Below are 26,594 nucleotides of genomic sequence, written 5' to 3'. Positions count from 1 at the left end.
AACCGCCCCGCAAACACCTCCGACTCACCCAACAACCCCGCAGCCATCCCCACCCACTGCGACCCCTGACCCGGAAACACCAACACCGTACGACCCGACACCACACCACCACCCGACACCAACTGAGGCACCACACCCCCCTCCGCCAACACCCGCAAGCCGTGCACCAGTTCACCCCGATCGGCACCCACCACCACCGCACGCTCCGCGAAACGCGAACGCCCCACCGCCAGCGAGTAACCGACATCCACCACGTCCAACGCCGGCTCCGCCGCCACCCGCCCCACCAACGCAGCCGCCTGACCCCGCAACCCCGCACCATCCCGAGCCGACAACGGCCACACCACCGACCGCGGAGGAACGACCCCGGCCGAAGCGACCAACTCGCCCGAAGCCACGACCGGCGCCGACTCCAGAACGACATGGGCATTGGTACCGCTCACCCCGAACGACGACACGCCCACCCGACGCGGCCGACCGGCGTCCTCCCACTCCCGGGCCTCCGTCAACAGGGCACCGGCCCCCGCCGACCAGTCCACCTCCGGCGTGGGACCGTCGACGTGCAGGGTCTTCGGCATGACCCCGTGCCGCATCGCCAGCACCGACTTGATCACACCGCCCACGCCCGCCGCGGCCTGGGTGTGCCCGATGTTGGACTTCAACGAGCCGATCCACAGCGGGCGTTCCGCCGGGCGGTCCTGACCGTAGGTCGCCAACAGCGCCTGCGCCTCGATCGGATCGCCCAATCGGGTGCCGGTGCCGTGCGCCTCCACCACGTCCACCTCGAACCCCGCAAGACCGGCATCCGCCAACGCCGCCCGGATCACCCGCTGCTGCGACGGACCGTTCGGCGCCGTCAACCCGTTCGACGCACCATCCTGATTCACCGCCGAACCCCGCACCACCGCCAACACCGGATGCCCCCTACGCACCGCATCCGACAACCGCTCCACCAACACCAGCCCCACGCCCTCGGCGAGGCCGAACCCGTCGGCCGCCGCCGCGAACGCCTTGCAGCGGCCGTCCGGAGCCAGGCCCCCCTGCCGGCTGAACTCCACGAGCATGCCGAGCGTGGGCATCACCGTGACCCCACCGGCGAGCGCCAGCGAGCACTCCCCCGACCGCAGTGCCCGCACCGCCAGGTGCAGGGCCACCAGCGAGGACGAGCACGCCGTGTCCACGGTGATCGCGGCGCCCTCCAACCCGAGGGTGTAGGCGAGCCGGCCGGACACGACGCTTCCGGTGTTGCCGGTCAGCAGGTGGCCGCCGAGGTCGGTGCCCTGTTCCAGGCGGGGCCCGTAGTCCATGGTCATCGCCCCGACGAAGACGCCCGTGCGGCTCCGCCGCAGGGTCGACGGATCGATCCCGGCCCGCTCCAGCACCTCCCAAGCGGTCTCCAGCAGCAGCCGCTGCTGGGGGTCCATCGCCAGCGCCTCGCGCGGCGAGATCCCGAAGAACTCCGCGTCGAACTCGGCGGCCCCGTCGAGGGTTCCGGCCTCGCGCTGGTAGTACCGCCCCGGCGTGCCCGGTGCGGGGTCGTACCGGCCTGCGGTGTCCCAGCCCCGGTTGGTGGGGAGCGCGGAGACGGCGTCGGCGCCCGCCGACACCAAGGTCCAGAGCTCCTCCGGACTGTTGACGCCGCCGGGGTAGCGGCATCCCATGCTGACGATCACCACGGGGTCCTCGTCCGCGGCCCTCGCCGACGCCACGGCCGGGTCCGCACCGCTGTCGGGCCGGTCACCGACGAGTTCGGTGCGGAGGCGTTCGGCCAGTTCCTCCGGGGTGGGGCAGTCGAACACCACCGTCGACGGAATCCGCAGCCCCGTGGCCGCGCTCAGCCGGTTGCGCAGTTCCACCGCCGTGACGGAGTCGAATCCCAGGTCGAGGAAGGTCAGGTTCCCCGGCACCACCGGATCGGTGCGCCCGGTCAGGGCCACGACCTCCCGTGCCACCAGACGCAGCAGGACGGCGCGTTGTCCGGGCTCGTCCGTCTCCGCCAGTTCCGCGCGGAGCGCCAGGCCGTCCCCTTCGCTGCCGGTGGCGTCGTCGGGCAGGGTCATGTCGGCCGGGGCGGGCTCCACGAAGGCCGCCAGCGGCAGGTCCAGCGGGCGGGGCTCCCGTCCGGCGGACGCCGTCCCCGCATCGGGCGTCACCCCCTGCACGTACAGCTCGCCGAGCGAGGCGAGGAAGCGGGCGGGGCCGCCCTGGTCGCGGCGGAGCGTCCCGAGGACGGCGGCCCGCGCGCCGCGTTCCTCCGCGCAGTGGGTGAGGGCGGAGGTCAGCACGGTGTGCGGGCTGACCTCCAACAGCACGTCGTGGCCGGCGTCCAGCAGGGACTCCGCCGCCTGCTGGAACCGGACGGTGCTGCGCAGGTTGCGGCACCAGTAGTCGGCGTCCAGCACGGGGGCGTCCAGGAGTCCCCCGGTTAGCCCGGAGTAGTACGGCAGGTGCGTGGTGAGCGGCTGGAGCGGGGCCAGGTCGGCACGGAGCCGGGGGACGATCTCGTCGATGTGCGGGGAGTGCGCGGCCAGCCCGACCGCGACCTTCCGTGCGTGCACTCCGGCCGCGGCCAGTTCGGCGAGGAGTTCGGCCGCGGCGTCGGAGTCTCCCGAGACGATCACGGACCGGGGCCCGTTCAGGGCGGCGACGACGAGGCGGCCTTCCCAGCGCCGCAGCCGTGGCTCCACCTCGCCGACCGGGGCCATGACGGAGACCATGTCCCCCCGGCCGGCGAGGGTCGCCTGGGCGCGGCTCCACAGGGCCACCACCCGCGCGGAGTCGTCCAGGGAGAGTGCGCCGCAGACCGCGGCGGCGGTGACCTCGCCGACGCTGTGCCCGAGCACCGCCTCGGGTTCGACCCCGTGGGAGCGCCACAGCGCTGCCAGGGACACCGTCACGGCGAAGAGCAGGGGTTGCACCACGTCGGCCCGGTCCGCCGCCGGCCCGTGCGGCGCTCCCGGGTCCCGCAGCGCGTCCGGCAACGACCAGTCGACGAACGGTTCCAGCGCCTGGACGCACTCGTCCATCCGGTTGCGGAACACCGTGGAGGCGTCCCACAGGTCCACCGCCATCCGGGGCCACTGGGCGCCCTGGCCGGGGAACACGAAGGCGACCCGGCGGTGCGAGCCGCCGGTGTTCCCCTCCAGCAGACCGGGGGCGCCCCGACCCGCGGCGAGTGCGTCCAGCCGGTCCAGGAAGCCTTCGCGGTCCTGCGCCACCAGCGCGGCACGTCGGCTCCCGTCGGCGGCGGTGCGTGCCAGGGCGAGTGCGATGTCCTCGGGGTTCCAGTCGTCACGACCGGCCAGGTGCGCGCGCAGGGCGCGCGCACCGGCCGCCAAGGATTCCCTGCCGCTGCCGGCCATGGTCCAGAGCAGCGGCGATCCCGTACCCGTTGAGTGCGCCATCGTGTTTCCGGACTCCTTCACGGCGAGCAGGACGCATCAGTCACCGGACCACCGGGGTGGGCCCGATTTCCCGGGTCGACCCCTGCCCGTTCGCTTGTCTTGACGTCCGGCGCGAACGACTGCCGGACCCGCGTGCCAGATCCTGCCGGAGCGGAATAGCGGCCTGATAGCGCGGGCCGCGACACCGGCGCGGATCCCGTTCCTTCGGGAAACGGCCGGGTCAGCCGGCCGTCGTCGTGGGGCGCTGTGCGCGCGGTAGGCCCAGTTCCCGCCAGATCCCGTCCAGTGCAGTGACCAACTTCCGCACCTCGGAGGGGTGGTGCACGGCGCCGGGTGCGGTCCGGAGGATCTCCTGCCCCGGACGCACGCTCGGCGAGTTGATGGCCTGGACGTAGGCGCCGTGGTGCTCCAGGAGGAGCGCGGAGACGCGTTTGGAGAGGGCGTCGTCCCCCACGAAGACGGAGACGATGTGGGATTCGTCGGAGACGAAGGGGATCTCGTGCTCCCGGAGCAGTCGGTGCATCAGCCGTGCGTTCTCGCTGAGCCTCTCGCGTTCCTCGTCCGAGGTGCGCAGGTGCCGGACCGCGGCGAGTGCGCCGGCCACGACCGCGGGGGGAAGCGCGGTGGTAAAGATGAAGGAGCGGGACAGGCCGCGCACCGCGTCGACCAGTTCGGCCGGGCCCGCGATGTACCCACCGGTGGTGCCGAACCCCTTGGCCAGGGTCCCCATGATGACGGTGAACTCGTCCGCGAGTCCCAGGCCGGCCGCGATGCCGGCTCCCTGGGGCCCGTACATCCCGACCGCGTGCACTTCGTCGAGGAAGGTCATGGCGCCGTGCTCCCGGGCGAGCCGGGCGATCTCGGCGAGCGGGGCGACGTCGCCGGCCATGGAGTAGACCGATTCCATGACGATCATCTTCGGGCGGGCGGGATCGGTGGCGGAGAGCAACTCCTCCAGGTGTGCGGTGTCGTTGTGGCGGAAGATCCGCTTCTCCGCGCCGCTGTGCCGGAGTCCGTCGATGATCGAGGCGTGGTTCATCTCGTCGGAGAAGACGACGCAGTCGCCCAGCACTCCGGCGAGCACCGAGAGGGCGCCGTCGTTGGCGGTGTACCCGGAGGTGAAGAGGAGGGCGTCGGCCTTGCCGTGCAGTTCGGCCAGTTCCTTCTCCAACAGCACGTGGTAGCGGTGGGTTCCGCCGATGTTCCGGGAGCCGCCCGCCCCGGCGCCGTACTCGTCGAGCGCTTCCCGGGTCGCGGCCAGCACGCTCGGGTGCTGACCCATTCCCAGGTAGTCGTTGCTGCACCAGACGGTGATCTCGGAGACGGTTCCGTCACGGTGGTTCTGCGCCGCCGGAAACTTTCCGGCGAGCCGCCCGATCTGGAGGAATTCCCGTTTTCCTTGCGGGGACGAGGATTCCTGCATGCGTCGCGAAAAGATCTCCAGGTAATGGTCCATGACGTCAACTCGTTTCTCTGAGAACTTCGTCGATGCGGGACTCGGACTGGCTGAGGGGATTGTCCCAGAGCGGCATATCATTTCGATGGCGCGGCCTGTTGCATTCCTACGGCCTGGCACATTCGTTCAAGAATCCCGACTCCTGACACATCCACCTACCGTGTTGTATGCTCCCGAAAATTCCTCGTAACGGCACAACGGGAGTTCTGCATGTCGCCGAACGAAACGTATGTCAGCACGATTCTCGAGGTGATCTCCGCCGAACCGGAGAAGGTGGTGCTGTCGTGGCACGGGAAGACCCTGACCGCAGCTGAATTGACGGCTCGGGTCCGGTCCGCGGCTCAGGCCCTGCGACGGCGCACCGAGGGGACGACCACCGGCAGCGTGGTCGCGATCCTCACCGTCACCAACACCGCCCCGACCCTGATCCTGCGGTACGCCGCGAACCTGATCGGGGCCACGGTGGTCCACCTGCACACCACCAACGCGGTGGATCCCGGCGACCACATCGCCGCCGAGGCCAGACTCAGGATCCTCCGGCAGACCGGCGCGACGCACCTGGCCGTCGACGCGGAGAACCTCGCCGCCGGCAGGGAACTCCGCGACCGGCTGTCGGCTCCCCCCGCCCTCGTCGGCCTCGGCGACCTCGGCCCCGACGTCCTCGACCTGACGACCGGCGACGCCGATGCGTTCGACCCCGCCGGCGTCGAGATCGACCTCGACCGTCCGGCGGTGGTGACGTACACCAGCGGTACGACCGGTCAGCCCAAGGGCATCGCCGTCGACTTCCGCGCCCGCAACGGCTTCATCTCCGCCGGGCTCCAGATGCGGTGGCGGTCGGTCTACCTGGCCACCCTGCCGCTGAGCCACTCCAGCGGCGCCACCACCGACGACTCGCTCGCCTCCGGCGGTTCGGTGGTGCTCCAGGACGGCTTCGACCCCGGTGACGTGCTGCGGGCCGTGCAACGGCAGCGGATCACCCGGCTGTTGGTCTCCCCTCCCCAGCTGTACATGCTCATGGACCATCCCGACGTGGGCTCGACCGACCTGTCGTCCCTCCAGATGGTCACCTACGTGGGGTCCCCCGCCTCCCCGGAGCGGTTGGCCGATGCCGTCAAGCTCTTCGGCCAGGTGCTCACCCAGGTCTATGCCACCAGCGAGGCCGGTCTGGTCAGCATGCTCGCGCCGGCCGAGCACCTCGATCCCCCGCTGCGGATCACGGTCGGACGGCCGATGCCCGGCTGGGTCCGGATCCGCGACCAGGACGACCACCACGACCTGCCGGACGGCGAGATCGGCGAGGTCTGCGTGCAGTCGCCGTTCACGATGCGCGCGTACGTGGGGGAACCCGAACTCACCGCCCGGACCGTGCGGGACGGCTGGGTGCACACCGGCGACCTCGGCTTCATCGACGGTGACGGGTACCTCCACCTGCGCGGCCGGATCGGCGAGGTGATGAAGACCAACGGCATCAAGATCCACGCGGTGACGGTCGAGAACGCCTTCCTGGCCCACCCCGAGGTCGCCCAGGCGTGCGTGTTCTGCGTTCGGGACGCGGACCGGATCGAGTACCTGCACGCCGCCGTGGTGCTGCACCGGGGAGGCACCGTCACCGTCGCCGAACTCGCGGACCACGTCCGCACGGCCATCTCCCCCAAGCACGTCCCGGCCGAGATCCGCATCCGCACCTCGCTGCCCCTCACCGGCGTCGGCAAGCCGGACAAGACCCGGCTGGCCGCGGAAGCGGGCGGGTGAGCGCCGCGTGCTCTCGGTGGCGGCCGTGCTCGCCGAGTCGGCACTGCGACGACCCGACCACCCGGCGGTCGTGTTCGCCGCGCGCCGGATCACCTACCGCGAACTGTGGGACGGAGCACGCCGCTACGCCGCGGCACTGCGCGAGCGGGGCATCGGTCCGGACGACAAGGTGGCGCTGCTCCTGCCCAACACCCCGCACTTCCCCCTGGCCTACTTCGGCGTGCTCGCCCTCGGCGCGGTCGCGGTCCCCGTCCACGCCCTGCTCCGGGCCGACGAGATCGCCTACGTCCTCGACGACTCCGGCGCCACGGCGCTGATCTGCGCCGCCCCCCTGCTCACCGAGGGCGGCGCAGCCGCAGCGGCGACCCGGACCCCCCTGCTCACCGTCATGGCGGACGAGGAGGACCCCCGGGCGCCGCGCCTGGACGCGCTCGCCGCCCGGAGCACCCCGATCGACCGCCACGTGCTGCGCGCCCCGGACGACATCGCCGTCGTCCTCTACACCTCCGGCACCACCGGCCGCCCCAAGGGCGCACTGCTCACCCACCTCAACGTGGTGATGAACGTCGACACCACCATGCTCTCCCCGTTCGAGGTCACGGCGGACGACGTCCTGCTCGGCTGTCTGCCGCTGTTCCACACCTTCGGCCAGATCTGCGGGATGAACACCTGCTTCCGGGCGGGAGCGACCCTGGTGCTCATGCCCAGGTTCGACGGACCGGGAGCGTTGGACCACATGGTGCGGGAGGACTGCACCCTGTTCATGGGAGTTCCCACGATGTACGTGGCCCTCCTCGACGCGGCCCGCACCGACCCGCGCCGGCCCCCGCTCACCCGGGCGTTCTCCGGCGGCTCCGCACTGCCGGTGGCGCTCCTCGACGCGTTCCGGGAGACCTTCGGCTGCCCGGTCTACGAGGGCTACGGACTGACCGAGACCTCTCCGGTGGTGGCCTACAACCAGAAGGCGTGGCCGCTCAAGCCGGGCACCGTGGGCAAACCGGTGTGGGGCGTCGAGGTCGAGATCGCCAGGGCCGAGGTGGCGGACCGCATCGAGTTGTTGGCCGCCGGCGAGGTGGGCGAGGTCGTCGTCCGGGGGCACAACGTCATGGCCGGCTACCTGAACCGGCCGGAGGCGACCGCCGAGGCGATCGTGGACGGCTGGTTCCGCTCCGGCGACCTCGGCGTCAAGGACGACGAGGGCTACCTGTCCATCGTCGACCGCAAGAAGGACGTGGTGCTGCGCGCCGGGTACAACGTCTACCCGCGCGAGGTGGAGGACGTGTTGGCCCGCCATCCGGCGATCGCCCAGGTGGCCGTCGTAGGACTGCCGCACGCCGTCCACGGCGAGGAGGTGTGCGCGGTGGTGCGGACCTCGCCCGGCGCCACGCCCGGCCCGGGCCTCGGCGCCGAGATCGTGGCGTGGAGCCGGGCACGGATGGCCCCGTACAAGTACCCGCGGCTGGTGGAGTTCGTCGACGCCTTCCCCCTCGGCCCCAGCGGCAAGGTCCTCAAACGCGAGCTGGTCTCCCGGTTGGGCGGTGCCCGGGGCGGGGAGGCGGAGGAGGGAGCGCCGCCGGGGTGAGCCCGCCCCCGACTCCCGCGGGGCCGACGTGCCGGTACGTCACGCTCACCCGGTGCCCGCGCCCCCGGAGGGATGCGGGCACCACCGTGCGGGGCCGTCGATCGGGTCGGCAACGCCTACTTCTTGCGGGCGAGGGTGAGTCCGTCCGCGATGTGGATCATGGTGGCTTCGACGCGGTCGTCGGTGCGGACGCGTTCGTTGAGCTGCCGGACGGCCCGGGTGGTCCCGGCGGTGTCGTCCGGGTCGATGACGCGTCCGTGGTAAAGGACGTTGTCGACCAGGATCACGCCGCCGGACCGCACCCGCGGCACCACCTGCTCCCAGTAGGCGGGGTAGTTCTCGTAGTCGGCGTCGATGAAGGCCAGATCGTAGGTCGGCTGGTCGGGCAGGGCCCCGAGGGTGTCCAGGGCCGGCCCCAGACGGAGGTCGATGCGGTCCTGGACACCGGCGGCCTCCCAGTGGCGGCGGGCGATCCGGGTCCACTCCTCGCTGATGTCCAGACAGGTCAGACGGCCCCCTTCACCGAGTCCGCGGGCGATGGCCAAGGCGGAGTACCCGGTGAAGGTCCCGATCTCCAGGGCGGTGCGGGCTCCGGCCAATTCGGTCAGGAGGGTCAGGAAGGTGCCCTCGTCGGGAGAGACCTGCAGTCGGGCCTCGTGCCCGAGGGCGGCGGTCTCGGCGATCAGTCGCGACTGCACGGGGTCGGGCGGGGTCCCGTGGGCGCACAGGTAGTCGAACAACTCGTCCGACAGGGGCGTGGGGGTTCGCGTCATGCCAACGACCCTATCCACGGGGCCGGTCGGGCCCCGCGGATACGGCCGCCCAGGCCGTACGCGCTACTCCGGCGCCTGGAAGCCGCCGATCCTCTGCTCCAGCAGCTCGGCCAGCCTCAACGGCGTGCGATCCTCGAACATCGGACCGATGAGCTGCACTCCCACCGGCAGGCCCTCGGGCGACCGGCCCGCCGGGACGGCGGTGGCGGGCAGACCGGGCAAGGTGGCCAGACCGGCCCAGACGAGTTGGTCGAAGTAGGGGTACTCGACGCCGTCGATGTCGATCCGACGCTTCAGCAGGTCGGGGTCGTGGTCGTGCGGGTACGCGGGAGTGGGCGTGACGGGGCACACCACGACGTCGAACTCGGCGAAGACCTGCCGCCAGCCATGGCGGTGGAGCTCGCGAAGGCCGTTCGCCCCGATCCAGTCGCGGTGTCCGAGCACCATGCCGCGCAGCCGCGCCGCGTCGAGGCTCTCGTCGTCCCGGCTCAGTGCTGCGGCCCGGGCCTGTAGTCGCTCGTACGCTTCGACGGGAAAACGGGCAACGGAGCCCGAGAACAGGAACGTCATGTAGAGCACCGCGGCTTCGGCCAGATCGGGCAGCAGCGGGCTGTCCCGTTCGACGCGGGCCCCGCCGTCGACGAGTGCGTCGGCCACCCGGCCCACGCCCGCCCGCACCGCGGACCCGGTGGCGATGAGCGGATGCTCGTCGAGGACCAGGACCCGGAAGTCGCGGAGCCGTTCGTGGCGCGCGGCCGGCAGCCTCACCTCGTGCGCCACGCCGAGCGTCAGCGGGTCCGGTCCGGCCATGACGTCGAGCAGGAGCGTCAGGTCGCGAGCGGTGCGCGCCATCGGTCCGACGACGGCGAGGTCGTACTCGACCGGCAGGGCCGGCCCCGGCGGCGGGACCATGCCGCGGCTCGCCGCCAGCCCGAGCGTGGGCTTGTGCGCGTAGACGCCGCAGAAGTGCGCGGGGGTGCGCAAGGACCCGGCGAGGTCGGAGCCGATGGACAGGGCACCGAATCCGGACGCCAGCGCCGCCGCCGAGCCGCCGGAGGAGCCGCCCGGCGTACGACGGTGGTCCCACGGATTGTTGGTGGTGCCGTAGATCTCGTTGAAGCTCTGCAAGTCCTGTAGTCCCAGGGGCACGTTGGTCTTCCCGAGCACCACCGCGCCCGCGGCCTTGAGCCGCGACACCTGCACCGCGTCCTGGGCCGGCAGGTAGTCCCGGTGCAGCGGCATGCCCCAGGTCGTGGGCAGCCCGGCGACGTCGTAGGACTCCTTGACCGTCACCGGAACGCCCAGCAGCGGCCGGTCCTCGCCGCGGGCACGTGCCCGGTCGGCACGGCGCGCGGCGGCCCGCGCCCGGTCGAAGTCCGGCACGCAGATCGCGTTGATCGCCGCGTCGTCCCGCTCGATCCGGGCGATCGCCCCGTCGGTCAGTTCCGCCGAGGTCACTTCACCGGCGCGTATGGCGGTCACGAGCCGTTCCGCCGTCGAAAGGTTCCATTCCATGGATCCGACGGTACGGACCCGCGGAAGAGGCCACGGAATGCCCCTTCGCGCAACGGAGGGAACCCTCCCTTGCCTGGACGACTTCCTCCGTCGGCAATCCCAGCCGTCCGCCGGCCAGGCAGAGGGACGCCCCGGTCTGCCTCTTCAGCGATCGCCCCGTCACGGACACCGCTCCACGGCACCGCGTCGGCACCGACGAGGCCACCTTGCTCACCTCATCCCTCCTGACCCTCACCCGCGGATTCCTCCCGCGCGGCATTCCGGATCACCACGAGCGCTCGGATGCCTTCGTCCGTGCGTGCTCCGCCGCCGGCGAGCCGCCCACCGGGCGCTGACCGACACGGGAACGGTCTTCGAAGAAGTCGACGACCCGGGGCAGGGCCTCCCGCACCGAGGCGTTGTGGTCATGGGCGCCCACATCGACGACCGCGTGCCGCGCCCCGTTCTCCGTCAACTGGTCGGAACAGTGGTGGGCGTGGCTCGGCGGAACGTCCTCGTCCCGGTTGCCGTGGAAGATCCGCACGGGCACCCCGGGGCGCCAGTCGCAGGTGGTGTCCAGCGGGCGCAGCCTGGCCTTCAGCACACCGGTGGGCCTGCGGACCCGGTCGAGGAATTCCGCGGTGAACAGTTCCTTCGAGCTCGCGGGGAGTTCACGCAGGATGTCGGAGGCGGTGTGGTGGCCGTCGAAGAGCCTCTCGACCTTCTGGTCGTAGGGGGCGCGGAACGCCTCGGCGGGCGAGCCGTAGAGCCCGTACATCCTGTTCCAGGCCGTGGCGAAGTACGCGAGGTAGATCGCGGACCTGTTGATCCCGTCGTTCGCCGCGGCGGCTTCGAAGGTGCTCAAGTCGAAGGGCCCGCCGACCGGTGCGAGCGCGCCCGGCCGGAAGTACCGGTCGGCTCGCTCCTCGGCGAGGGCCCGGCCGACCATCATCGTCGCGGGCCCGCCCTGGGAGAAGCCGCTGATTCCGACCTCCGGCCGCAGTTTCCGTCCGCGTTCGCGGGCGAGCGTCCGGGCGGCGCGCAGCCCGTCGACCGCGGCGGCCACGGTGGCCGTCGGATCGCCGTAGGGATGGAGGCCGTCGCCCTTGCCGAGGCCCACGTAGTCGGGGGCGGAGACCGCCCTCCCGGCAGCGGCGAAGAGGAGGGCGGCGCGGCGGTCGGAGGAGTTCGGATTCACCGACGCCGCCTCGGCCTTGTGGACCGAGGTGCCGTGCAGCCAGGAGACGGCGGACAGGGAGTCTGCGCCGTTGTGCGGCAGCACCACGAGTTGGCTGGCGGTGGTGGGAGCGCCCGTGCTGTCGGTGGTGCGGTAGAGGACGCGGTACCGGGTCACGTCGTAACGGGCCCGGGAGGCGTCGATTCCCCCCTGTCGCAGGCTCTCGGCCACCTCGTCGGCGCTCATCCGGGTCTCGTCCTCGACCGCCACCACGGCACCGCCCCGCGCGGGCCGGTGCGGGGAGCGGGCGTCGGCGTCCGGGACGGGGCCGGCCAGGGGCACGACGGCACCGAGGACGACGGTTCCGAGGACCAGAGCGGTGGAACGCTTGTACCGGAGAGGGCTGTTCATGTGTTGATCATGCTTCGGCCGGGTCGGGGCAGGACATGGAGCGGACCCCCGCATGCGATGGGGGGGGGGACAGCACCCGGAACCCTCGGTGCGGTGCTCGCCCGTGGTCACGCGCCCGGCTGCCGAACACCGGGGAACGGCCCGCGGGGGTGGTCGGCCACCCCCGCGGGCCCCCTGTCACACCCGCCGACCCAGGAAGTTCAACAACCTGGTCTGGGCGTCCGCATCGACGGCCGAGGGAACCTTGGCGCCGAACGCCCTCGGCATCCGGATGTCCCCGTCCTCCGGCAACAGGATCTCCGTCGCCACGGCCACCGCTTCGGCGTCCAGCACCTCGTCCTGACCCGTCGCCCGGGCCAGGTCCCACCCGTGGATCAAGGTGTCGGCGCACGCCATCCGTCTCACGAATTCCTCGAACGGGATGGAGCCGAACTCCTCTCCGAGGCGGGCGTGCGCCTTCGCCGGGTCCCGCAGAGCGGCCTTGACCTCCACGGATGCCGCTTCCCATGCCCGAGACAGGTCCTCGCCCCGGCCGGGCCCGGAGTAGTCCGACCCCTCCAGTCCGGCGACGGCCCGCCGGTGATTCGTGACCACGTGGGCCACCACGTCCCACGCCGTCCATCCAGGGCACGGAGACGCGGCCTCCCATCCATCTCGTGGGCAATCACGGATCAACTCCCCGAATCGCTCCGCGATCCGCCCGTAGAGTTCTGGTACTGACGATGCCACTCGGCCCCTCCGCTCCGTCCGGGTGCCGGCCTTCCCGCGCCGGCCCCTCCATTGTCGATCAAGCCGGGCGAACAGTGAGCCGTACGCGGATCGCCCCCGGCCGTCACCGTTGCCGCGCCGTGGTGAGGGCTGGGATCTCAGGGCAGTTGTCGGGGTCCGCGGGGGGAGACGGCGGCTGCGCCGCGTCCGTTCCGGTGCCTTCGGCACGCGGGAACACGAGGCAAGGCCCCCGCCGGCTTCACACCGTCTGGACGCAGGTGCACTGGCAGACGGCGAGCGTGCCCTGTGCCGCCTCGGTCTCCTCCCGGACGGCGGGGTCACCGATGGTTCCGGCGGCCTCGGCCAGTTCCTCGCGCGGCCAGAGCGCCAGTGCGGCGACGGCTCCCAGCGCGGCGAGGACGGCGAGGATCGTCCAGGTGAACGTGAACCCCGATTCCGTGGCGATCCAGCCGGCGACGGGGTAGGTGACCAGCCACGCCAGATGGGACAGCGAGAACTGGGCGGCGAAGACCCCGGGCAGTCTGTTCGGCTCGGCCGAACGGCGCAGCACCCGCCCGGTCGGTGTGACGATCAGCGCCATTCCGCCCCCGATGACGGCCCAGACGGCCGCCGTCCCCGCCCACGTGGTGAAGCCGGACGCGCTCATCGTGACGGCGGCGGCGACGCCTGTCAGCAGGACCGCGGCGCCGGTCGTCATCACCGTGCGTTCACGGACACGGTCGAGGACGCGGGGCAGCAGGAGCGCGACCAGCAGGGTGCCGCCCCCGGAGGCGGCGAGCATCCAGGCGACGTCGGTCTGGGTTCCGTCGAGTTCGTCGCGGACGTAGTTCACGGTGTTGACCACGACGATCGAGCCCGCGGCGGCGACCACCAGGTTCAGCGCGATGATGCCGCGCAGCCTCGGAGTGGTGACGAAGGTCCGGATCCCCGAAGCGACGCGGTCCCACGCCCGGGTGTGCTCGCTGGGCCGGGCGTCGGGGATGCGTGTGGAGAGCACGAACAGGGCGGAGACGGCGAACCCGATGGACGTGCCGACGAAGAGCCAGTTGAAGCTCATGAAGGACAGCGCCACCGCCGCGAGGACCGGGCTCAGCAGGCTCTCCATGGTGTAGGCGACCTGAGAGGCCGACAGCGCCCGGGTGAAGTCCGCCTCATCGGTGACGATGTCGGGAATCACCGCCTGGAACGTGGGGGTGAACGCGGCGGACGCCGCCTGGAGGACACCGATCAGCACGTAGATCTGCCAGACCTCCGTGACGAACGGCAGCGCGATCACCACCACGGCCCGGACCACGTCGAGAGCGGTGAGGAGCTTCCTCCTCGGTAGACGATCCACATAGGCCGCAGCCAGCGGCGCGATGACGACGTACATGACCATCTTGATCGTCAAAGCGGTGGCGAGGACCGCGCCGGCGCTCGGGCCCGCGAGCTCGTAGGCGAGCAGCCCCAGTGCGACGGTGGCCAGCCCCGTGCCGAACAACGCGATGATCTGCGCACTGAACAGACGGCGGAAATCTCGCAGCGCGAACAATCCCATGGCTACCTTCCTCCCAGGCCATATACCCCGACAGGGTATTGCACGGCCTCCGCATGCATCGGTCGGGGGATCCTCGTGGCCTGCCTCAGGGCCGGCCTTCCGCGGGAGGACGACGCGCGCTCGGCCATGCGGAAGGCGGTGACGGCCCGTCAGGACCGGTGAGGTTCGGTTCTCCGAAGACTTCGACCAGCAGGGCCGCCACCTGCGCAGCGCTCCGGACGGTCCGGCGTCGGTCCACGCCGGTGCGGACGCTCGCCCTCGGGGCGTGGAAGATCCCGCGCACGTGTGGCGTCGGCAGGAGAGCCGCGAACCGGCCCCACAGGCACGGGTCCTCCGTGTGATCACTGAGCGTGGAGAACGCCGCGATCACGCGGAGCCCGCGCCTGTTCCCGCTTGCCGGGACCCCTCGCCCGCTCCCGGCCTCACCGTCCGCGGGCCGGTCAGCGTCCCGCGGTTGCAGGCGCCTTCCGTGGTGAGGCCGTGCAGCGCGCCCGACCCACCCGGGTCCGCCGGTCCCTCACCAGGCCGCACGGCTCACGACCCGCTCGCACCACGCTCCACACGTCGACGCGCGTCCCCGCCGACGTCGCCGGCCTCGCGTGGCACACCATCAGGCCGGGCGACGCGCCCGGACGGAGATCATGACCAGACTGACGTCGATCAAGGCCGGATCGTCGAAGCAGTTTCGATGCCCGTCTGGGTTTCTGCAGCTGCTGGCAGGTCATCGTTCGGTGCTCCTTGCGTGTCGTGGCAGTCGGGTACGGCCGTGGGGGCGTCTGACGTGGTGAGTCCGCGGTGGTGGATGAAGGTGCGGGCGCTGCTGGTGAAGGCGAGGAAGCGCTCGGTCTCGCGTCAGCTCCTGAGCGCGGAGAAGGCGAGCGCCGGCAAGCGCCTGGCCTGCGGTGCGGCGACGAAGTGGGTGAGTCGTTCCAGGGTCGCGCGCCCGGTGCGACTCGTGGCGAAGTGAGAGCGACGGAGAACCGACGAAGAAGCCCCCTGGCGCCGGTGCGACGGGTGCGCCGAGCACGGTCTTCTCGACCTCTCCCAGCATGAAGGCGTTGTGCACGAATCCGGTTGCCACTGCCGACTGCCCGGCGGGTGTGGCCGGGGTAGGCGTCCCAGGGCGTGTAGCCGAGGAGGAACCCCACCCCTGGCCAGGAGTTGACGCCCACGGTCCCGTAGCGCAGTGCGGCGATGGCGTCCCGAACGGTGGAGGGTGCCGCCTTCTCCGTCCGTGGGTGGACGAGGACCGTGGCGCTCAGCGTCCCGGGCAGGACGTCGTTGGCGAAGTCGACCGCGCGGCGGAGGAACTCGTGCGGACCGTCGCTGCGAAGCCTGACCATGCCGAGGGCGCCGGCGAAGACCTCGGTCGTGATGAGCGGATCGTCGTGGTCGTGCAGTTCCGGTACCAGGACGAGGCCCGTGGTGCCGAGGATCTCGGCCTCCGGGTGGCGGGCCAGGACTTCGGCCGGCCGATTCTCGGTGCCGGGGTAGTAGCCGGCGCGTGGCGGAAGCGCACGCGCGAGAAGGCGGATCTCGTCCAGCAGTCGCCGGGATCCGGTCCAGCCGGCCGGCAGAACGAGCACCTGACTGGCGACACAGTTGTGGCCCGAGTTGTTCAGCTTGCTGGTCACGATGTGCTCGGCCTGGAAACGGAAGCCCCTGTCGCTCCAGTCCCCGGGGAGGACGATGGCGGGGCTGACTCCGCCCAGTTCGCTGGTGAAAGGCTTGGTGACCAGGGGAGCGTCTTCGCGGCGCCGCCGCTCGGCCAGAGCGTCGGTGCCCCACGCTATGGCGTCGTGAGTGCGGTCGCTCCCCGTCGCGTCCAGGGAGTCCAAGCTCGGGTGTGCGGTGAGGTACGCGCCCTCCGCCTCGCCCCCGTCGACGAACCGCAGCCAGTCGCGCCTGACGAACTCGCCGAACACCCAGTCGAGGTGGGGACGAAGGTAGGCGTTGACCGGGTGGGTCTTCGCCACGACGACCTGACCGTCGGCGTAGAGCTTGTGGAGGACGTCGAGCGGGGTGACAGAGGCGACGTTGCCGCCCCCGAGCACCAGTGCGACGCCAGGTGGGCTCGCACCGCCACGGTATTCCTCCGCCGCACCGGCCAGGACGCTCTCGGGCGTGGCGCCCTCCTGCATCCGCACCTCGGCACGGTGTCCGTTGAGGACCACGCGGTCCCACCCCGTGACGGGGAAGACGTCGACCGCGAGGCGTCCGTCACGGATGCGCACCGCGTGGGATTCCACCGGGTCCCTTCCCGTTGCCACACGACGCAGCACCTCAAGACGGGGCCCAGGGGCCGCCGGCCCACCCAGTCCTCGGCCGCCCACGGGGAGTCCGGAGCGTAGCCCTTCGCGCGGGCGGCCGCGGTGACCATATCCGAGGCCACGTCGAGGATCCTCGGTACGACTCGTTCGAGCAGGGCGATGCGTTCCGTGATCGGAGTGGCAGCCCAGGAAGGGGCGTTTCGCTGCAGTGCGTGCACGGCCTCGTCCATCGCTACCGTGCAGGAAACGATCCTATCCACGACAGGTCGCCTCCCGGTCACGCACCCGTTTTCCCAAGCGCCCGTTCCCCGACTGATTCCACACCGGGAGCCGTATCATTTCCTCTCCTCGTGAAACGTGTAGAGCGCCAGAGCCCGAGGAATTACCCTCCGCGGAGTGAACCGGACCGGCAACGTCCGTAGCCCGACGGAATCACCCGCCCACAGACCCGCCGTCCACCGGCACCAAAACCAGCCCCGCCGCGATCCACCCAGCAGAGCACGGGCATCACCCGCGCCTGCGCGCTACTCCGCGATCCGCACTCCAGTGCCAGCGTTCATCTGTGATCTTGCGATCACTCAACTCAGGAGAAATCATGGAAGACGATCCAGTACTCACTATCTTCTTCCGTAACAGCACACAGAGACTGCCCGTCGAATGACATTGCCATGAAATCTACGTTTTCCTTTTGATGGCTCAACCGGGATGAAATCCCGACTCCATCCACCCATTTAACGCAAATCCAGCCGGCGCCGACCGCCCCCGGTCCGGGAAGAGCGATGAGGAACTTCCCGTCCTCAGTGAAAAGTGAATGACTCCTTGCCGTGGCAAGCCACTGGCGATCAGCTTCATCCAGTGCACCAGGGGAATCGGAGGGGATGACCTTGGCGGGCCGGACCTCCACGTTCGTCACGCTCAGCAGTGCCTGACTCACACTGGGGACGCCTTCCGGAGCGGACTCATCCAGGGTTGCGAGCCCCATATCGATCGCTCTGCCCAACCAGAACTCTCTGCTCGTCGGATCGTTCATCGCGCCTACTCCTCGTAGAAGAAGTGATGGTCCCCGCCCTCTTTGTTCATTTTGGCGTATCTTTCCATACCGCGATAGCCTCCGCTGTGATCCCATCCAAAGTTGACGAATGTTCTGGATTCATCGATCTTCGGCTTTCCGGCATGGAAGTGCGGACCTGCTGGATCGTGCGTGTGCTCGACGACAACTCTTGATCCCTGAGGGGTTTCGTACTGTCGAAAATTCCCCCAATGCGATGCCTCAGAAGAGTAGACGTAGCCGTCCATGTTACTCATTCTCACATCGCCGACCACCTGCCACTCAGCCCAGAATTCTGCCTCGCCGAGGCGGATTCCCGCCAGTTCATAGGCCGCCTCCTTCGCTTCAGCGCGCGAACCGAACGGGTTTGACTTCTCCCCCTTGGGGTAGGAAGGCGCAAGGCCCAGGGGGTCGGTCCAGCTGTAGGGGTTGTGGACGTAGGTGTGTGGGTTGGGCGCAGGGACCAGGCCGAGGGGGTCAGGGGTCGTGTAGCGGGCGGTTTCGGGGTCGTAGTAGCGGAAGTAGTTGTAGTGGAGGCCGGTTTCGGGATCGTGGTACTGGCCTGGGAAGCGGAGTGGGGTGTAGGCGGTGGCGGTGGTGTTCCAGGTGGTGGTTCCCCAGAGGGTGGTGCGGGTGTGCCAGGCGATCTCGCCGTCCTCTGCCACGAGTTCGCGTGGGGTGCCGACGAGGTCGGTGACGATGGCGAAGAAGCGGGAGTCGATCTCCGTCTGGGGGGCGGCGTCGGCGGCAGTGATGCGTTCGGTCTGGGTGATCGGTTGCAGGCCGCGGTGTTCCCAGGTGAGGGTGACCGGGTTCGGGGCATCGGGTGTCGATGTGGTCTGTTCGCAGAGGGCGGTGCCGTCCCAGGTGAACGTGATCCGTTCTGTCACCGTCGTGTCGTCTGCCGATAAGCGTTGTTTTGATGTGCGGCGGCCGAGTGGGTCGTAGGTGTAGCGCCATACGGTGCCGTCGGGGGTGGTGACCTGGGTGAGGCGGTCCTCCGGGTCCCACTGGTAGTGCCAAGTGTCCGGTTTGCGGGAGAGGCGGGTTTTCTGGCGGAGGGTGACGCGGCCGAGGGCGTCGTGTTCGTAGCGGACTCCGCCGGCTCGGGTGATGCGGGTGCCGGTGTAGGTGCGGGCGCCGGTGGCTTCGTAGCCCGGGTGGGTGGCCGGCCAGGAGGCTGCTGCCTGATTGCCTGCCGCGTCGTAAGCGTAGGTCTCGGTCCAGTTGGTGGCGTGGACGGCGGTGACGCGGCCTACGGGGTCGAGGGTGAAGGTGCGGGGGCCGTCGAGGTGGTCGTCGAGGGCGGTGAGGTTGCCGTCGGCCCGGTAGGCGTAGGACCGTCGTTGCAGGGTCTCGCCGTCCGTGGTAGCGGTCTGGGTGGCCAGGCGGCCCATCGGGTCGTAGGTGTTGGCGAGGGTGAGGAAGCCGCCAACTCCGCGGGTGAGTTCGCGGCCCGCAGCGTCGTAGGTGATGTCGACGGGGCGGCCGGAGACGATCAGGTTCGTTCGGCGGCCTGCGGCATCGTACGACCAGGTGGTGCGGGCTCCGGTGGGGGTGGTGCGGCCGGTGCGGCGGCCTAGTTCGTCGTGGTCGTACGTGAGGGTGCGCCCGTCGACGGTTTCCGTGCGGACACGGCCGTACCGGTCACGCAGGATGCTCAGCCGGGTGCCGTTGGGGCTTGTCGCCTCGGCGAGCCGGTCCGAGAGGTCGTAAGCGAAGGTACTCACTCGGCCTGCCGCGTCCTTGCGGATGGTGCGCCCCAGCGCGTCGCGCTCGAACGCCGTCGTCTCGTCGAGTGCGTTCGTCCGGGAGACGAGATGGCCCGCCGGGTCGAAGACGTACGCGAGGGTGCGGTCGTCGAAGTCGGTCTCGGATACGAGGCGTCCGGCCGGGTCGTAGGCATAGTCCCAGGTCAGGCCCTGGGGGTTGGTGACGCGGGTGAGGCGGAGTTCGGCGTCGTGGGTGAACTCGTAGCGGGTGCCGTCGGGGGTGGTGCGGGCGGTGAGGAGGTCGAAGTGGGTGTATTCGAAGTGGGTGGTGCCGCCGAGGGGGTCGGTGTGGGTGGTGCAGTTGCCCTCGCCGTCATAGGTCCAGGTCTCGCTGGTTCCGTCGGGTGTGGTGCGGCGGGCCAGTTGGCCTTCGACGGTCCATGCGAGGCGGGTGGTGAGGCCGGTGGGGTCGGTCATGGTGATCGGGCGGCCGAACGTGTCGCGCGCGTAGCGGGTGACGGCGCCGAGGGGGTCGGTGATCTCGACCGGGAGGCCGGCGCGGTCGCAGTGGACGGTCGTGACATGGCCGAGGGGGTCGGTGACGGAGGTGAGGCGGCCTGCGTCGTCGTGGGTGAAGCGGGTGGTGTGGCCTGCCGGGGTGGTGCTGGTGAGGCGGTTGCCGCGGACGTCGTAGGTGTGGCGGGTGGTGTTGCCGTCTGTGCCGCGGATACGGGTGAGGCGGTTGAAGTCGCCGTACTCGGCTGTGACCTTGCGGCCGTCTGCGCGGGTCACCGAGACGACGTTGCCCGTGGCGTCGTACCCGCACGTGGTGATGTGCCCCAGCGGATCGGTTCGCGTGAGCACCCGTCCGAACCGGTCCCGTGTGAACCGTGTGACGTGTCCCAGCGGGTCCGTCTCGGCGACCACATGCCGGTGCTCGTCGATGTAGTAGCGGCGGGTGTGACCCTCGCCCGTGGTCGCCGTCGTGATGCGGTGGCCAGTCGCCGGGTCCCGTTCGTCGTAGGTGAGGCGGAGCTTCATGTGGCCGGCTTCGCCGCCTTCGGCGGTGCAGCGGTCCTGGTCGTCGTACTCGTAGGTGTACGAGCGGTCGTTGCTGTCGGTCCAGGAGGTGACCCGGCCTCGGTCGTCGTAGGTGAACGTCAGCGGTAGGCCGGAGGAGTTGAAGACCTGGGTCAGGTCACCGGACACGGAGTAGGCGTAGCGCTTGAGCTGTTGGTCGGTGCCATCGGGGGCCGCGCCGGCCAGGGACAGGGTCGTAACGCGGTCGTCTTCGACGGTGAGGGTGAGGCGGTAGCCGCCGGAGGAGGTGACGGCGAGGGGGGTTCCTTCGGAGGTGTGCTCGAAGGTGATCCAGTTGCCGTTGCGGTCGTCGATCTGTTCCAGGACGGACCGGTCGGCGGTCTGGTCGGTGAAGTGCCAGGTGCGGCCCGTGTGCGGGTCGTTGATCGTGTAGCCCTGGTCGGTCCGGTCCAAGGGCCAGCGGTGGGGGCTGGTGGTGGGGAGAGTGGGGGCGCCGGGGGCGGGGTGGGGGTAGGTGAGGAGGAGGCCGTCTTCGGTGACGAAGATGACGCCTTCGGCGTCGATTTCCAGGCGTTGGTCGAGGGTCGAGGTCCAGGAGGGGCCGAACCAGTGGCCGAGGCGTGAGCCGGATTCCAGGCGGCGGGTGAAGATGAGGGGGAGTGTGCCGGGCAGGGTGACGTCGGTCTGTGGCAGGTACATCGTGCCGGTGACCAGGTCGACCGGGTCGCTGGGATCGTTCTCGACCTTCTTGCGTGGGTTCTCCGGGCGCGGTTCCTTCGTCGCCGTCTCGCGTGCGGCGTTCCCGCCCTTTGCAGTCGCCGCCCGCATCCCGCCTCGCGCGAGCCCCGCGCCCTTCGTCCCGATCAGCTCGGGGATGAGGCGCCCGGTGAACTCGGAAGGGTCCTTCTTGAAGCCGTCGGCGACAGCGGTGGCGATGCGTTCGGGGTGGGCAGCGGTGGAGACGAGGCCGGAGAGCGTCATGGAGACGTTCTGCATGTAGGCGGCGGGGTGGGTGAGGTTGTAGGGGTCGGTGGGGTTGAGGCCGCGGGCGAAGTTCACCAAGCCCGCGGTGCCCTTCAGCGCGCCGCCGACCACATGGGTGAGTTCGGTGTTGTACGCCTGGTAGCCGTCGAGGATGTTGCTGCCGAGGCGGTCGAGCGGCGGGGGCTCGGCGGGGGCGTGCGCGAGGGCGGCCTTCACCTTGGCCCGGGCGTCACCGGCCGCGGTGTTGCGCTGCCCACGGGCCTCGGCGAGCGTTTCGTGGGCCTTCTCGATGTCGGCCTTGCCGGGGTCTTGGAAGGGCTCGGGCCGGGGGCCGGGGTCCTCGGCCGCCTTGATCTTCGCGTTGTAGGCGTCGACCCTCTTGTTGTACGCGTCGACCGCCTCCTCCGAGGCCTTCCTGCCCTTCTTGTAGAGCTCGACCGCCTCCTTCGCCTTGCCCTGCGCCCACGTCACCGTGTCGGCGTACGCCTCCAGGGCGCCGCTCGCCTTCTCACAAGCAGCAGCAGCCTGCGCCCACTTGGTGGGATGCACACCGAACTTCTTGCGGAACGCATCACCCCCCTCACCGGCCCAACCCGAGGAGTCGACCTTGCGCATGCCGACACTGACCTGGTCGAACGCCGTGTGGAAGTCCTTGAGGTGCTTCGCGGACGCACGGATCTTGTCGGGCTTGCCGTGGACGAGCTCGTTCGCCTCCTCGGTCTGGCCGAGCTGCTGTTCACCGGGCGTGGCACCGAGGTCGGAGGCGACGCTGTCGCCCCAGTCCTCGACCGCGTCGGCGGCGCCGTGCGCACCGACGTAGTCGAGGCCGTCACCGACCCTGTCCGTGGTCCAGTCGACTCCCTCGCCGACCAGCTTCTTGCCCGCGTCGACGCCGTCCTCAAGCTTGCCGAGCCCGTCGTTGACCAGATCACCGAAGCCCATCAGCCCGCGCCCCCGCCCTGCTGCTGTTCGGCGGCCTTCGCCCGCTCCTCGGGGGAAGGGCCGAAGGTGGAGTCGAGCCACCGCTCGTACTCGGCGTCGGACATACCGGCGGCGCCGTGCAGGTTCTGCGGGTTCAGCCCCATCGGGCCGACGGTGGAGGAGGTCATCACGTCCCGGCCCGCGTCCTTCCACCCCTGCCCGCTGTTGGCCAGCGCCTGGTCGAAGGACTCCCTGCTGTAGTCCACACCGCCTAGGGCACCGGACGTGGCGATGTCACCCCAACCCTGCCGGACGACCTCGTCCTCGGACGCGTACGGATTGCCGATCAGCGAGTTCGTCACCACCTTCAAACTGCCCTCGACGTACCGCTCGGTCTCGTAGTACGTGCCCGCCGACAGGCCCGTCTTCGACGCGAAGGCGTTCCCCTCGTTCACCAGCGAGCGCACCCCCCACTCCCAGCGCTCACAGAACGACGTGAAGTCGTCCGTCAGCCCCTGATGGCCCAACTCCAAACCCGACAACGCAATGTCCCCGAAACCCCGCCCCGCACCGGCCTCCCCCACCATGCCCAGCTCCTTCAGCTCGGCCAGCGCCTCGGTCAGCCCCTTGGCGATCAACGCGAGACCATCGGCCTTCAGGTCCTTGCCACCGCCGCTCATCGCCCCGCCCCCTCACCGTCGGCCACATCACGATCGACCGCCACCTCGTCCGACACAATGCCCCTCACCGGCGGGAACACCGTCCCGTCCGTCCCGTCCGCACAGTCCAACGCCACCCCGCAGGGCACACCCGCCGCAGGCACCGCGACATCAAGCAACCGCGCGCCCAGAATCGTGCGGTACACCCACTCACGAGCGAACTCACCGCGAGCCCGGGCGTACCGGGCCAGGGCCTGTTCGTCGGAGAACGCCAGGATGAACCTGATGCCGTTGAAGTCCGCCGTCAGCAGCCCCCGTTCCTCCTCCGGGCCCGGCTCATCACCCAACGGCACCAGCACCGCCGTCCGCCGGAACTCACCAAGAAGCCGGGCGAACTCCCGCTTCCGAGCCAGCACCTCGGGGGCGTCGAGTAAGGCGCCGGGATCATCCGCCGCCGCACCGAATCCTCCAGACACGGGCAACGCCGGTTGACTGACTCCGCCCTCGACCTCCCCCACCACGTCGGAGGACGACGCCGACCGAACCGGACCACTCATCTCCACGTAGTCGGCGAGGCGAGACCTCGGCGATTCCCGCGGCTGATCCGCCGCACCCCCGTGCTCAGTCATGCCAGACATCATGGCGCACACAGCCTCGCGAACCACAACGCGCCTACGCCACAACCCTGTCACTCCCCTTCGATCCCGGTGCGCCGGCACGCGGTTGGCTGCACGGATCACCGCTGTGCCGGTCGACGGTGAGGTGGCGCCGCAACCGGAGGTGGGGTGGGCCAAGAGTCGGGTGTCCCGGCCGCGAGTGCGAGATCAGTGATCCCCTGAACCGCCCCGACGTCGCCGCCGCAGGGGGTGGAACCCCGGTCCGGTCTCGTCGGTTTGGACGGCTGCCAGACGGTCAGGGCGGTGGTGAGACCGGACCCCGGCGGGAATCAGCGAATGGTCGCGAGCCGGTATCACCTCGACGGTTTGGGGACATGTCGCTCGGTCGGCGCATGCCACGAACCCGACCTTCCGCCGTACGGCAGCGCTACTGACGGGAGCGTGCAGCAGGACTCCACCCCCGTCAAGAACCCTGACGCCCGTCCGGCAGACCATCGTTCCGCGAGGGACGTCGCACGGCCCGCACCGCAGCCGGGCCTGAGCGCCGGCCGGCACATGCGAGAACACATCGGCGCCCCGTTGAGCAGCTGGGTGCCGCTACCCCCATGTGCCTAGGCGAACCCGGGGAAGCCGGCCGTCACGGCGCGGCCCGGCCTGCTGCCGCCACCTGCTTCTCCGCCAGGGACGGAGCATCGAACGCCGTGCGGGCGAGCCGAGGGCACCGCCACCAAGCGCCATTGACCTTTGCGTCGATGTTTTGACGTATATGTTGACACGATGAGGTCCCGGGCTCATCGTGGACGCGTTGCTCATGGGTGGTCGAGGTTGGACTCGCTCATCCAGTGCACCCACCACGGCCCTGAGCCGCACGGCACCCGGCCCGGCGCATCCACGCCGTGACGACGGCGCGTGCGGGGAACCGACGGCGACCCGCAGCTCACGCAGCTCAGAGAAGGGCACACACCGATGACCAGGTCGGCACCGAGCCACACCTCGGAGAGCACCGCGCCAGCGCCGAAGGATCGCGTGGAGCCCAGCAGAATCGCTTCGTCCCGATCTCCTCCGAGACCAGTCTTCGGACGAACGAGTCGCCCGGTCCGACAGCAGAGACGAGGACGCCTTCGCCGAGGTCCGCCCAGTACTCGACGTTCTCGGATCCGTCGCCGCCTGGGCGGGTTCGACTCGGGCGAGCAGATGAAGTCCGTCGCCGCGCATATCCCGATCGCCGACGACGCGCCCATGCCGGTCGGCATCGCGGCGGCCATCCATGTCCTGGACTCCGGGGCGTTCAAGGTCACCGCCAACAGCTCCGGCCGCACTGATACGTCCGGCTGCGACCTACCGCCCCCGAAGGCGGGCGGTCGACGCGGGGCGACCTGCCACCCGGCGGGCCGCTCGTCGTGACCGCCCACGAGGTCACCGCCGCGGAGAACCCGAAGATCGCCACCGCCCCCTCGACGGCAAGGCCGTGCAGAAGGGACACGCCTCACGCCTCGTCACCAACGCCCCTAACCCGTCGAGCAGTTGTCGAAGCGTGCCGGCTTCGAACCCCGCGTAGGCACCGGCCGCAAGCACCCGGTGCTCATCCGCGCGGGCGACGAGGTCCGGTGCAGCGTCGAGGGCATCGGTGACCTCGTGGCACACCTGACCGGACCCCGACATCGACACCCCACGCACGAGCCGCCATGCCGCCGGATTGGCCCTGGCATCAAGGAAGAAGAGAGATCGTCATGAAATTCACGTCAACGAGCCGCGCTCCTCTCGCGCTTGCCCTGAGTATCGGAGTGTGTCTAGCGCTCACCGCCTGTTCCTCCGGGGACGGGTCCGCGGGAGCGGGTGCGGAGTCGGCCGGGTCAACGTCGGAGGCGGCCGCCTTCTACCGCGACTTCACCGGCGCCGGCGAGGGCAAGGCGCAAGGCGAACCGATCACCGTCGGTTGGGTGAACCTGGAGGGTGGGGACGTCAGCTTTCCCGAGGTGACCGAGTCCGCTGAGGCTGCAGTGGCTCTCGTCAACGAAGAACTCGGAGGTGTTGGCGGCCGGCCGATCGAGTTGAGGAAGTGCGCCATCGTCACCTCGGAGGAGCAGGGTCAGGCATGCGCCCAGGAGATGCTCAACGATGACGAGATCGACCTGGTCATCGAGGGTGTGGCCCCGATAGGCACCGGTGCCTTCCATCAGACGATGGCCGGCAGGAAGCCCGTCATCGTGACCAATCCGACCACGGTCGCCGACACCGTGGCCGCCAACAGCTACGGGATCTCCGCCGGGGCCTTCACGAGTGAGACCTACTCCTCCTACGTCACCGAGACCGTGCGGGCCAAGACCGTGGGACTCCTGAACAGGAACGACGACCCGGCAGCCGTGGCTCAGGGCAAGCGAATCCGGGGACTGCTGGAGACAGCCGGCGTGAAGGTCAACCAGTCCACCTACTCGGGTACGACGAGTGACTTCACCGCGCCGCTCACCGCCACTGGGGGAAACAGCAACGACGCGCTCATCGTCGTGGCCGTGTCCCCTCCGGCCTGCATCGGGGTGGCCAAGGCGGTGAAGCAGATGGCCATCAGCAAGCCGGTCATCGGCGGCTTCACGTGCGTGTCGGAGGCAGTACGTGACGGCCTGGGCGACTTCGCGCCGTGGACCTACATCTACACCTACGAGAACACCGCGCTCCCCGAGGCGAGTCCCGCGGTCTCGGCGTATCGCACCACCATGGAGAAGCATGACAAGGAGCAGCTGGGCGGCCTTGCGCCTGCCGGATTCGCCGGCGTGATGACGGCGGTGCGCACTCTGGTCGAGGCCGGTTCCGATCGGACGCCGGAGAAGCTCTCGGAGCTGTTGACCGCTACCAAGTCCGGCGCGCCCATGTTCTCCCCGGTCCTGGCGTTCGGTGCGTTCCCTGAGGAAGGCGCGTTGGGCACCAAGTCCGCGCGCGCCTACACCTACGAGGGCAACGGCACGTGGGAGGACGCCACAGACGGCAAGTGGATCAACGAGGTGAAGAGCTCTTGAGCCGGAGCGAGGT

General features: G+C 70.1%; 16 protein-coding genes. 4 read left to right on the top strand and 12 right to left on the bottom strand.

The genetic code is table 11. The features are described 5' to 3' along the window. Together ABT092_RS10070 and hemA are read right to left on the bottom strand one after the other, a co-directional pair. Positions 1-3,404 (bottom strand): acyltransferase domain-containing protein (locus tag ABT092_RS10070; protein WP_351241840.1); only part of this gene is annotated, 3,404 nt, incomplete at its 3' end. A gap of 220 nt (positions 3,405-3,624) precedes the next feature. Next, entirely contained in the window at positions 3,625-4,860 is a 1,236-nt protein-coding gene (hemA, locus tag ABT092_RS10065) for a 5-aminolevulinate synthase (protein ID WP_351241838.1), read from the bottom strand. Positions 4,861-5,070: 210 nt separating this feature from the next. On the opposite strand from hemA, the gene ABT092_RS10060 reads away from it, so the two are divergent. Together ABT092_RS10060 and ABT092_RS10055 are read left to right on the top strand one after the other, a co-directional pair. Continuing rightward, positions 5,071-6,615: an AMP-binding protein gene (locus ABT092_RS10060; RefSeq protein WP_351241836.1), complete on the top strand. Its 1,545-nt coding sequence runs from the start codon at positions 5,071-5,073 to the stop codon at positions 6,613-6,615. 7 nt (positions 6,616-6,622) lie between these two features. Beyond that, positions 6,623-8,197: a long-chain-fatty-acid--CoA ligase gene (locus tag ABT092_RS10055; RefSeq protein WP_351241834.1), complete on the top strand. Its 1,575-nt coding sequence runs from the start codon at positions 6,623-6,625 to the stop codon at positions 8,195-8,197. 116 nt (positions 8,198-8,313) lie between these two features. On the opposite strand, the gene ABT092_RS10050 is transcribed toward ABT092_RS10055, so the two are convergent. The 10 genes from ABT092_RS10050 to ABT092_RS10005 form a co-directional block, all read right to left on the bottom strand. Further along, a complete protein-coding gene (locus tag ABT092_RS10050; protein ID WP_351241832.1) occupies positions 8,314-8,970 on the bottom strand; it encodes an O-methyltransferase in 657 nt (218 codons plus the stop codon). 63 nt (positions 8,971-9,033) lie between these two features. Beyond that, positions 9,034-10,485: an amidase gene (locus ABT092_RS10045; RefSeq protein ID WP_351241830.1), complete on the bottom strand. Its 1,452-nt coding sequence runs from the start codon at positions 10,483-10,485 to the stop codon at positions 9,034-9,036. 265 nt (positions 10,486-10,750) lie between these two features. Further along, positions 10,751-12,052, bottom strand: a complete 1,302-nt coding sequence (locus ABT092_RS10040; RefSeq protein ID WP_351241828.1) for an alpha/beta hydrolase family protein — start codon at positions 12,050-12,052, stop codon at positions 10,751-10,753. Positions 12,053-12,229: 177 nt separating this feature from the next. Continuing rightward, positions 12,230-12,781 carry a TIGR03086 family metal-binding protein gene (locus ABT092_RS10035; RefSeq protein WP_351241826.1) on the bottom strand — a complete coding sequence of 184 codons (552 nt, stop codon included), beginning with the start codon at positions 12,779-12,781 and terminating at the stop codon, positions 12,230-12,232. Positions 12,782-13,019: 238 nt separating this feature from the next. Further along, positions 13,020-14,318, bottom strand: a complete 1,299-nt coding sequence (locus tag ABT092_RS10030) for an MFS transporter (RefSeq protein WP_351241824.1) — start codon at positions 14,316-14,318, stop codon at positions 13,020-13,022. Between the two features lie 440 nt (positions 14,319-14,758). Then, positions 14,759-16,567, bottom strand: coding sequence for an aldehyde dehydrogenase family protein (locus tag ABT092_RS10025; protein WP_351241822.1), 1,809 nt, complete (start codon positions 16,565-16,567; stop codon positions 14,759-14,761). Positions 16,568-17,171: 604 nt separating this feature from the next. Beyond that, entirely contained in the window at positions 17,172-17,618 is a 447-nt protein-coding gene (locus ABT092_RS10020) for a hypothetical protein (RefSeq protein ID WP_351241820.1), read from the bottom strand. Between the two features lie 5 nt (positions 17,619-17,623). Further along, positions 17,624-22,315 (bottom strand): putative T7SS-secreted protein, encoded by a 4,692-nt coding sequence (locus tag ABT092_RS10015; RefSeq protein ID WP_351241819.1) that lies wholly within the window; start codon positions 22,313-22,315, stop codon positions 17,624-17,626. Further along, entirely contained in the window at positions 22,315-22,974 is a 660-nt protein-coding gene (locus ABT092_RS10010) for a hypothetical protein (RefSeq protein ID WP_351241818.1), read from the bottom strand. The genes ABT092_RS10015 and ABT092_RS10010 overlap by 1 nt, the downstream gene beginning before the upstream one ends. Then, positions 22,971-23,582: a hypothetical protein gene (locus tag ABT092_RS10005; RefSeq protein ID WP_351241817.1), complete on the bottom strand. Its 612-nt coding sequence runs from the start codon at positions 23,580-23,582 to the stop codon at positions 22,971-22,973. Before ABT092_RS10005 ends, ABT092_RS10010 begins: the two co-directional genes overlap by 4 nt. A 1,182-nt stretch (positions 23,583-24,764) precedes the next feature. Here ABT092_RS10005 and ABT092_RS10000 point away from each other — a divergent pair. Both ABT092_RS10000 and ABT092_RS09995 read left to right on the top strand, forming a co-directional pair. Then, positions 24,765-24,974, top strand: a complete 210-nt coding sequence (locus ABT092_RS10000; RefSeq protein ID WP_351241815.1) for a hypothetical protein — start codon at positions 24,765-24,767, stop codon at positions 24,972-24,974. Positions 24,975-25,300: 326 nt separating this feature from the next. After that, complete coding sequence (locus ABT092_RS09995) at positions 25,301-26,581, top strand: ABC transporter substrate-binding protein (RefSeq protein WP_351241813.1); 1,281 nt, start codon at positions 25,301-25,303, stop codon at positions 26,579-26,581. Positions 26,582-26,594 lie beyond the last annotated feature (13 nt).

It is taken from the genome of Streptomyces sp. NPDC002490, assembly GCF_040296045.1.
In the GTDB taxonomy this organism is placed as follows: domain Bacteria; phylum Actinomycetota; class Actinomycetes; order Streptomycetales; family Streptomycetaceae; genus Streptomyces.
This window is presented reverse-complemented; position numbering and strand designations above follow the sequence as displayed.